Origin of the sequence: Nitrospirillum karajorum (assembly GCF_036348415.1) — a bacterium.
Taxonomy (GTDB): domain Bacteria; phylum Pseudomonadota; class Alphaproteobacteria; order Azospirillales; family Azospirillaceae; genus Nitrospirillum; species Nitrospirillum amazonense_B.
Map to the genome: position 1 here is coordinate 235,486 of NZ_JAZBQB010000002.1, position 9,515 is coordinate 245,000.

Genomic DNA, 9,515 nt, shown 5'->3' on the forward strand with positions numbered 1-9,515 from the left:
CCCATGCCGATTTCCGTGCTCTCGGTCGCCGCGGAGGTGTTCCCCCTGATCAAGACCGGGGGGCTGGCGGATGTCGTCGGGGCCCTGCCTGGGGCCTTGGCGGCGGAGGACGTGGCCGTCACCACCCTGGTGCCGGGATATCCCGCCGTGACCGAAGCCCTGCGCGAGGGGGAAGAGGTGCATGCCTTCGCCGACCTGTTCGGCGGCCCCGCCCGGCTAGTGGCGGGATCGGCCCATGGCTTGTCCCTCATCGTGGTGGACGCGCCGCATCTGTTCGCCCGCTCGGGCAACCCCTATATCGGGCCCGATGGCCGGGATTGGCAGGACAACGCCTTGCGCTTCGCGGCCCTGTCCCGCGCGGCGGCGGAGATCGGGCTGGGCCGGGGCGGTGTGCCCCAGCCCGATATCGTCCATGCCCATGACTGGCAGGCGGGCCTGGCGCCGGCCTACCTGACCTATGACGGTTGGCGGCGCCCCGCCACGGTGATGACGGTGCACAACCTGGCCTTCCAGGGGCAGTTCGAGGCGACGCTGCTGCCCCGTCTGGGCCTTCCGCCCCATTCCTTTGGCATGGAGGGGGTCGAGTATTACGGCGCCGTGGGCTACCTCAAGGCGGGACTGCAACTGGCCGACCATATCACCACGGTGTCCCCCACCTACGCCCAGGAAATCCGGGGGCGGGACGCCGGCATGGGCCTGGACGGCCTGTTGCGCGCCCGGTCAGCTCGACTGTCCGGCATCATCAACGGGGTGGACACCGCCATCTGGGATCCGGCCAACGATCCCTTCCTGCCCGCCCCGTTCTCGGCCAAGCAGCTCAAGGGACGGGCGGCGGCCAAGGCGGCGCTGCAAGAGCGTTTCGGCCTGGCGACCGATCCCAACGCCCTGCTGTTCGGGGTGGTCAGCCGCCTGTCCTGGCAGAAGGGGCTGGACCTGCTGCTGGAGGCCATTCCCACCTTGATCGCCGCCGGTGGCCAACTGGTGCTGCTGGGGGCGGGAGAGCCGGCGCTGGAGCGCGGCTACCGCAACGCCGCCGCCGCCCACCCCGGACGCATCGGCTGTGTCATCGGCTATGACGAGCCGTTGGCCCATCTCATCCAGGGCGGGGCGGAGGCGCTGATCGTGCCCTCCCGGTTCGAGCCCTGCGGTCTGACCCAGCTCTATGCCCTGCGCTATGGCGCCATCCCGGTGGTGTCCAGCGTGGGCGGTCTGGCCGACACGGTGATCGACGCCAACGAGATGGCGGTGGCCGCTGGCGTCGGCACCGGCGTGCGGTTCCAGCCCACCTCGACCCTGGCGCTGGAGGGGGCGATCCAGCGCGCCGCCGGCCTCTACGCCGACCCTGCGGTGTGGAAGCGCCTGCGCCGTAACGCCATGGCGACGGACGTGTCCTGGACGAACCCCGCCCGGCGCTATGCCGCGCTCTACCGCGACCTGCTCCGGGATCGCGGCCCGTGAGCGGCGCGCCGGTGGGCGGCCTTTCCGGGGAGCAGGTGCGGCACCGCCCCGCCGACGGTCCCGGCCAGCCCGAGCCTCTGGGCGTGAGCGTGGTCGATGGTGGCATCAACGTCGCCGTCTATTCCGCCCACGCCACGGCCGTCGACCTCTGCCTATTCGAGGGCGGGGCGGAGGTGGCACGGGTGACGCTGACGGAACGGACGGGCGATGTCTTCCACGGTTTCGTGGCCTGCGTCGCGGCGGGACAGCGCTACGGCCTGCGCGCCCACGGACCCTTCGACCCACGCGCCGGCCATCGCTTCAACCCGGCGAAGCTGGTGCTCGATCCGTACGCCACCCGCCTGGATGGCCCCTTCATCTTGCATCCCAGCCAGTTCAGCCACCGGTCGGGCGATGCCGATGCCGACCTGGGCGCCAACCAGGTCGACAGCGGCCCTTACGTGCCCAAGGCGGTGGTGGAGGCGCCCTTCGATCCCGGCCCGGTGATGCGGCCCCGCGTCCCCTGGGACCGGACCGTGGTTTACGAGTGTTCGGTGAAGGGCTTCACCGCCCTGCACGACCGGGTGCCCGAGGCGATACGGGGCACCTTCGCCGGTTTGGGGCATCCCGCGGCCGTGGATTATCTGAAGCGCCTGGGCGTGACCGCGCTGGAGATCCTGCCGGCCATGGCCTGGGTGGATGAGCGTCACCTGCCGCCACTGGGGCTCACCAACGCCTGGGGCTACAACCCCATCGCCTTCCATGCGCCCGATCCCCGCCTGGCCCCGGGCGGCTGGGCGGAGGTGCGCGCCGCCGTGGCGGCCCTGCAAGCCGCCGGTATCGAGGTCATCCTGGACGTGGTGCTGAACCACTCCGGCGAATCTGACGAGTTGGGGCCCACTCTCAGCCTGCGTGGGCTGGACAACGCGCGCTATTACCGCCTACGCCCGGATGATCGGCGCTATTACATCAACGACACCGGCTGCGGCAACACCCTGCCGGTTGACCGACCGGTCCTGATGCGTCTGGCGCTGGACGCCTTGCGCACCTGGGCGGTCCGCGCGGGGCTCGATGGCTTTCGCTTCGACCTTGCCGCCACCCTGGGGCGGACCGAGAGCGGCTTCGATCCCGACAGCCCCTTCCTGGCGGCACTGGCGCAGGACCCGGTGCTGCGCGACCTCAAGCTGATCGCGGAGCCCTGGGACATCGGCCCCGGTGGTTATCAGCCCGGCGGTTTCCCGGCCGTCTGGGGCGAATGGAACGACAAGTTCCGCGACGACGTGCGCCGCTTCTGGCGGGGCGACGACCATAAGGTGGGGGCGCTGGCCACGCGGTTGGCGGGATCGTCCGACCTGTTCGGGGCCAAGCGCCGCCCGTCGCGCAGCGTCAATTTCATCGTCGCCCATGACGGTTTCAGCTTGGCCGACCTGGTCGCCTACCAGGGCAAGCATAACGAGGCCAATGGTGAGGCCAACCGCGACGGTACCGACGATAACGCCAGTTGGAACCATGGGGTGGAGGGGGCCAGCGACGACCCCGCCGTCATCGCCGCCCGTCGCCGTGACCTGCGCGCCCTGATCGCCACGCTGATGGTGGCGCGGGGCACGCCCATGCTGGGCATGGGGGCCGAAGCGGGGCGCAGCCAGCATGGCAACAACAACGCCTATGCCCAGGACAATCGCCTGAATTGGCTGGATCACGGCGCCATCGATACCGGCCTTTATGATTTCACCCGCCGCGCCATCGCCCTGCGGCGCGACCATCCCGCGCTGCGGGCCGACCACTTCCTGACGGGTGAGTCCGGTCCCGACGGCGTGCCCGATGTGGAATGGCTGCGCCTGGATGGCCAGGCCATGACCGGGGGCGACTGGAGCGGCGAGGGGGCCTTGGTCGCCGTGTTTGCCGCCCCTGCGGAGCAAGGCGCGATGGATCGCGTCGCCGTCCTTCTGAACCGGGGATGGCAGGAACGAACGGCGGTCCCACCCTGGAACCGGCCTGGTCACGTTTGGCACCAGGTGCTGGACAGCGGTGCCGACGGCGGGGGGAGGACGTGGCCATGGCCGGCCCCTTCACCCTGGGCGCCCGCAGCGTGGTTGTCCTGGCGGAGCGTGCGGCCGACCCTGGGCACCGGCGCGGCCTCCCCACCTCCGACCTCCTGGATCGCTACGCTCACGCGGCCGGCATCGCGTCCGACTGGTGGGATGAGATGGGGGGGCACCATACGGTGCCGGATGACAGCAAGCGCGCGCTGCTGGGGGCCATGGGGCTGGACGCCGGTACCCTTGGGGCGGTGCGCGATGGGCTGGAGCGGCTATCCAACGACGGCCCGTTCCGTCCGCTGCCCCGCACGGTGGTGGGGACGGTGGGCCAGCCGGTGCGCTTGACCCTGCCGGACGCGGGAAGCCGCGCCGACTTGGTTCTGCATCTGGAAGGCGGTGAGGCGCGCACGTTCAAGCTGCCGGACGGTGACCGCCATGCGTTCACGGCCCCCGATGGCCGGCGCGGCAGGGCGGTGACGGTGGAGATCGGCCCGCTGCCGGCGGGTATGCACCGCATATCCTTGGCCCACCGGCCAGAGGTGGCGGCAGCGGTGGTGGTGGCGCCGCCGCGCGCCCACCGGCCGGCCCCGCTAGCCGAAGGGCGTTGCTTCGGCATAGGCGCGCATCTTTATGCCTTGCGCCGCCAGGGGGATCAAGGCGTGGGGGATTTCACCACCCTGGCCCGCCTGGGGGCCGGGGCGGGCGGCCTGGGCGCCGCCACCGTCGGTATCAATCCGCTCCACGCCCTGTTCGGGGGCGACCGGGAACGGGCCAGCCCCTATCATCCCTCGGATCGCCGTTTCCTGGACCCCCTCTACATCGACATCGCCGCGCTGGATGACGCCGACCCCTTGGGTGCTGCGGCTAGTCTGCTGGCGAAAGAGAGCCTGGCAGTGGACACCTTGGCGGCCCGGCGCGCCATCGACTATCCGGCGGTGTGGGCCTTGAAGCGCCGGGCACTGGCGGCCGCCCATGCTGGTTTCCAGGATTTGGCCCGGCGACAGCCGGACCATCCGGCTGTGCGGGAACTGGCCGCCTTCCGCGTGGCCGGTGGTGACAGCCTAGCGCGCTTCGCCCGGTTCGAGGCGCTGGCCGACGCGCACCCGGGGCCCTGGACCACATGGCCGGAGGCCGCGCGCACGCCTGAGGCGTCCGTCGCCGCCGAAGAGGCCGATTTCCATAGCTGGCTGCAATGGTTGGCCGACCGCCAACTGGCCGCTGCGGCCCAGGCGGCGGCGCAGGGGGGCTGCGGCTCGGCTTTTACCGCGACTTGGCGGTGGGCGCGGCGCCGGACGGGGCGGAGACCTGGGGGACGCCCGGCGCCTTCGCCTTGGGCGCTTCCGTGGGCGCCCCGCCGGATTTGTTTTCCGCCGAGGGACAGGTGTGGAACCTCCCGCCCCCCATTCCCTTGGTGCAGGAAGCGACGGCAGGCGCGGCGTTTGCCGAGTTGCTGGCGGCCAACATGCGCCATGCCGGCCTGTTGCGCGTCGATCACGTCATGGGCCTGAACCGCCTGTTCTGGGTCCCGAACGCTGCCCTGGGCCGCGATGGCGCCTATGTCCGGGCGCCGTTCGATATTTTGCTGGCCCGGCTGCTGCTGGAAAGCCACCGTGCTGGCGTGGCCGTGGTGGGGGAGGATCTGGGCACCGTCCCCGAAGGCTTCCGCGAGCGGCTGGCCGATGCCGGTATCCTGTCCTACCGGGTGCTGTGGTTCGAGCGGGAGGGGGATCGCTTCCGCGACCCGGTGCGCTGGCCGGCCAACGCCGCCGCCTGCGTCTCGACCCATGATCTGCCGACCCTGGCGGGCTGGTGGATAGGGGCCGACATCGCGGAAAAGCGCAGCCTTGGCCTGTTGACCGACATCGCTTCCGCGGAGGCGCACGCGGCGCGGCAACGGGAAAAGTGCGTCCTGCTGGATCAGGTGGCCGCCGCCGGCCTGCTGCCGGCTGCCGACCTTCCTGCCGAGGAGGGGGACCTGGACGACGCGGTGGCGGCTGCCATTCATGCCTTCGTCGCGGCGGCGCCGTCGGCTCTGATGCTGGCCCAGGCCGACGACTTGGCCGGGGAGGGGGAGGCCGTGAACCTGCCGGGCACGGATCGGGAGCGGCCCAACTGGCGCCGCCGCTTGCTACAGGATTTGGACGCCATCCTGTCTTCAGACAGAAGCCGCGCCATCCTGGCGGCGTCCGCCCAGGGGCGCAACTCCCCGTCGGCGGCTCCCGACCGGCGGTAAAAACCCTTTGGGGCCCCTTACACCCGCGTGCGCGCGAGCATATGTATGGGGTCCTGAGGTTCGGCAAAAATCGTCATGGTGCTGCAAGATTTCTGTAGACAGGCCCCCGGTGGGGTCACTATAACCCCGTTCACCGACGCGGCGGGCGACAACGAACGGCGCGACGGCGAAGCGATCCCTGAGTTCTGGCGGATGACGCTGGTGATTGAGGGGTTGCGGTTCTGGCGGTAACGCCGCTGGACGAAACGGAATTTGCCCTTCCTGTCCGGGTGTGGGCTGATCCTCGTGGGGATCGGTCAAGGATGGGGTTGTGGTTTGAGCGCGTATTTGCGTTTGGGCCACGGGTTCTTGAACAAGTGAACGTCTTGAGAAGGGATGCGCAGACGGCGGTTCCGATGATGGGCCCGGTACGGGCAGCAACATGGAAACGACCAGAACGCATCTTGAATACATGCTCTGAAATTGACCCCTGAGCGATCGGGGGTTCAGGAACGGACTTGGGTTTAGGTGCCGACGAAGGTTGGTTTCCGCCGAGGTTCTTGATTGCCGGCGACGGCGATTGGGATACCGCACAGAACCTGAGAGTTTGATCCTGGCTCAGAACGAACGCTGGCGGCATGCCTAACACATGCAAGTCGAACGAAGGCTTCGGCCTTAGTGGCGCACGGGTGAGTAACGCGTGGGAACCTGCCCTTTGGTTCGGAATAACTCCGGGAAACTGGAGCTAATACCGGATGAGCCTGATGGTTGTGGAGACTGTCAGGGAAAGATTTATCGCCGAAGGAGGGGCCCGCGTCCGATTAGGTAGTTGGTGAGGTAACGGCTCACCAAGCCGACGATCGGTAGCTGGTCTGAGAGGATGATCAGCCACACTGGGACTGAGACACGGCCCAGACTCCTACGGGAGGCAGCAGTGGGGAATATTGGACAATGGGGGCAACCCTGATCCAGCAATGCCGCGTGAGTGATGAAGGCCTTAGGGTTGTAAAGCTCTTTCGCACGTGACGATGATGACGGTAACGTGAGAAGAAGCCCCGGCTAACTTCGTGCCAGCAGCCGCGGTAATACGAAGGGGGCTAGCGTTGTTCGGAATTACTGGGCGTAAAGGGCGCGTAGGCGGCTGCTCAAGTCAGGCGTGAAATCCCCGGGCTTAACCTGGGAATTGCGCTTGAGACTGGGCGGCTTGAGTTCGGGAGAGGTGAGTGGAATTCCCAGTGTAGAGGTGAAATTCGTAGATATTGGGAAGAACACCGGTGGCGAAGGCGGCTCACTGGACCGATACTGACGCTGAGGCGCGAAAGCGTGGGGAGCAAACAGGATTAGATACCCTGGTAGTCCACGCCGTAAACGATGAGTGCTAGACGTTGGGGTTCTTAGAACTTCGGTGTCGCAGCTAACGCATTAAGCACTCCGCCTGGGGAGTACGGCCGCAAGGTTGAAACTCAAAGGAATTGACGGGGGCCCGCACAAGCGGTGGAGCATGTGGTTTAATTCGAAGCAACGCGCAGAACCTTACCAGCTCTTGACATCTACTGACCGGTACGGAGACGTACTTTTCCCTTCGGGGACGGTAAGACAGGTGCTGCATGGCTGTCGTCAGCTCGTGTCGTGAGATGTTGGGTTAAGTCCCGCAACGAGCGCAACCCCCATCTTCAGTTGCCATCATTTGGTTGGGCACTCTGGAGAAACTGCCGGTGACAAGCCGGAGGAAGGCGGGGATGACGTCAAGTCCTCATGGCCCTTATGGGCTGGGCTACACACGTGCTACAATGGTGGTGACAGTGGGCAGCGACCTCGTGAGGGGTAGCTAATCTCCAAAAGCCATCTCAGTTCGGATTGTACTCTGCAACTCGAGTGCATGAAGTTGGAATCGCTAGTAATCGCGGATCAGCACGCCGCGGTGAATACGTTCCCGGGCCTTGTACACACCGCCCGTCACACCATGGGAGTTGGCTTTACCCGAAGCCGGTGCGCTAACCGCAAGGAGGCAGCCGACCACGGTACGGTCAGCGACTGGGGTGAAGTCGTAACAAGGTAGCCGTAGGGGAACCTGCGGCTGGATCACCTCCTTTCTAAGGATTGCCTGCGCTGGGTTCACGGCTTGCCTGTTTTGGGTGAGCGTGGTTTTAACCGGCCCGTAGGTTCCGCCGTCGGCGCATCCCTTCTCCAGACCCTTTAGAACGGCGCGAGGCTTATGGCTTCGTGATCCCGTGGGCTAGTAGCTCAGCTGGTTAGAGCGCGCGCTTGATAAGCGTGAGGTCGCAAGTTCAAATCTTGCCTGGCCCACCACTCTATCCCCAGCGACCCGGAGACGGGGGCGTAGCTCAGTTGGGAGAGCGCGTGCTTTGCAAGCATGAGGTCGTCGGTTCGATCCCGATCGCCTCCACCATTCGGCGTTATGCTGGCCGGTGTTGAGGCGGGGATAAAGAGGGTCTGTCAAAAAGACGTTATGTAGAGATTACAGGCGAGACGCTATCGCGATCGCCTGTTGATCGTCTCCGAGGAGAGGATCAGGGGTCTTGGACATTGTGAAGAGGGTCTAGTGTAACCGAGGACCATTCCCGGTTCCGTGGACGCCGTACGACGTACGGGAGTTGCGGGATTGGCGAATGACCTTCTGAAGTTTTGTCGGTCGTGACCTGGCGATGGGCTTGTCCCTGCGCGAGGGAGCGCTGACGGTGTATCAAGTGAATTAAGGGCATCTGGTGGATGCCTTGGCACTGAGAGGCGATGAAGGACGTAGCACGCTGCGATAAGCCATGGGGAGCCGCGAGCAGGCATTGATCCGTGGATTTCCGAATGGGGAAACCCACCCAGCGATGGGTATCTTCAACTGAATTCATAGGTTGGAGAAGCGAACCCGGGGAACTGAAACATCTAAGTACCCGGAGGAAAGGACATCAACCGAGACTCCGCTAGTAGTGGCGAGCGAACGCGGACCAGGCCAGTGATTGATGCTACATAACCGGAAATGCCTGGAAAGGCATGCCAGAGTGGGTGAAAGCCCCGTACGGGTAAACCGGCATTGATCCTCGAGTAGGGCGGGACACGTGAAATCCTGTCTGAACGTGGGGGGACCACCCTCCAAGCCTAAGTACTCCTCAGTGACCGATAGCGAACCAGTACCGTGAGGGAAAGGTGAAAAGCACCCCGACGAGGGGAGTGAAACAGTACCTGAAACCGGATGCCTACAAGCAGTCGGAGCGGCATAGGCCGTGACGGCGTACCTTTTGTATAATGGGTCAGCGACTTACAGTATGCAGCGAGCTTAAGGCGATAGCTGGAGGCGTAGCGAAAGCGAGTCTGAATAGGGCGCTTGAGTTGCCTGCTGTAGACCCGAAACCTGATGATCTATCCATGGCCAGGCTGAAGGTGGGGTAACACCCACTGGAGGGCCGAACCCACGCCCGTTGAAAAGGTCGGGGATGAGCTGTGGATAGGGGTGAAAGGCCAATCAAATCAGGAAATAGCTGGTTCTCCGCGAAATCTATTTAGGTAGAGCGTCGGATGATCACCCGCGGGGGTAGAGCACTGGATGGGCTAGGGGGGCGCGAGCCTTACCAAACCTAACCAAACTCCGAATACCGTGGAGTGCAGTCCGGCAGCCAGACGGTCGGTGCTAAGGTCGATCGTCGAGAGGGAAAGAGCCCAGACCGCCAGCTAAGGTCCCCAAGTGGTGGCTAAGTGGGAAAGGATGTGGGAAGGCCATGACAACCAGGAGGTTGGCTTAGAAGCAGCCATCCTTTAAAGAAAGCGTAATAGCTCACTGGTCTAGATAAGCCGGCCTGCGCCGAAAATGTAACGGG

General features: G+C 65.6%; 4 protein-coding genes, 2 tRNA genes, 2 rRNA genes and 1 pseudogene (1 of these 9 running past the window's edge). All 9 read left to right on the forward strand.

Annotated features, from left to right (window positions below):
* Nucleotides 1-3: 3 nt before the first annotated feature.
* A complete protein-coding gene (glgA, locus tag UCD39_RS08815) occupies nt 4-1,458 on the forward strand; it encodes a glycogen synthase GlgA (RefSeq protein ID WP_442943605.1) in 1,455 nt (484 codons plus the stop codon).
* Nucleotides 1,455-3,821 carry a glycogen debranching protein GlgX gene (gene glgX / locus UCD39_RS08820; RefSeq protein WP_330495674.1) on the forward strand — a complete coding sequence of 789 codons (2,367 nt, stop codon included), beginning with the start codon at nt 1,455-1,457 and terminating at the stop codon, nt 3,819-3,821. Before glgA ends, glgX begins: the two co-directional genes overlap by 4 nt.
* Nucleotides 3,812-4,711, forward strand: a pseudogene (locus UCD39_RS08825) (4-alpha-glucanotransferase); the annotation flags it as partial. The gene glgX and the pseudogene UCD39_RS08825, both read left to right, overlap by 10 nt.
* The gene (malQ, locus tag UCD39_RS08830; RefSeq protein WP_330495675.1) at nt 4,669-5,709 is read left to right on the forward strand and encodes a 4-alpha-glucanotransferase; all 1,041 of its coding nucleotides are present in this window, start codon (nt 4,669-4,671) and stop codon (nt 5,707-5,709) included. The pseudogene UCD39_RS08825 and the gene malQ, both read left to right, overlap by 43 nt.
* 75 nt (nt 5,710-5,784) lie before the next feature.
* On the forward strand, nt 5,785-5,940 hold the full coding sequence (locus tag UCD39_RS08835) for a hypothetical protein (protein ID WP_330495676.1): 156 nt from the start codon (nt 5,785-5,787) through the stop codon (nt 5,938-5,940).
* 343 nt (nt 5,941-6,283) lie between these two features.
* Nucleotides 6,284-7,781, forward strand: a 16S ribosomal RNA gene (locus UCD39_RS08840).
* A 140-nt stretch (nt 7,782-7,921) separates the two neighbouring features.
* Nucleotides 7,922-7,998: transfer RNA gene (locus tag UCD39_RS08845), tRNA-Ile, on the forward strand.
* Between the two features lie 24 nt (nt 7,999-8,022).
* Nucleotides 8,023-8,098 (forward strand) — tRNA-Ala (locus UCD39_RS08850).
* Nucleotides 8,099-8,390: 292 nt separating this feature from the next.
* A 23S ribosomal RNA gene (locus UCD39_RS08855) occupies nt 8,391-9,515 on the forward strand; it runs 1,629 nt beyond the window's last position.
* Together the 16S and 23S rRNA genes with 2 tRNA genes alongside form the textbook arrangement of a ribosomal RNA operon.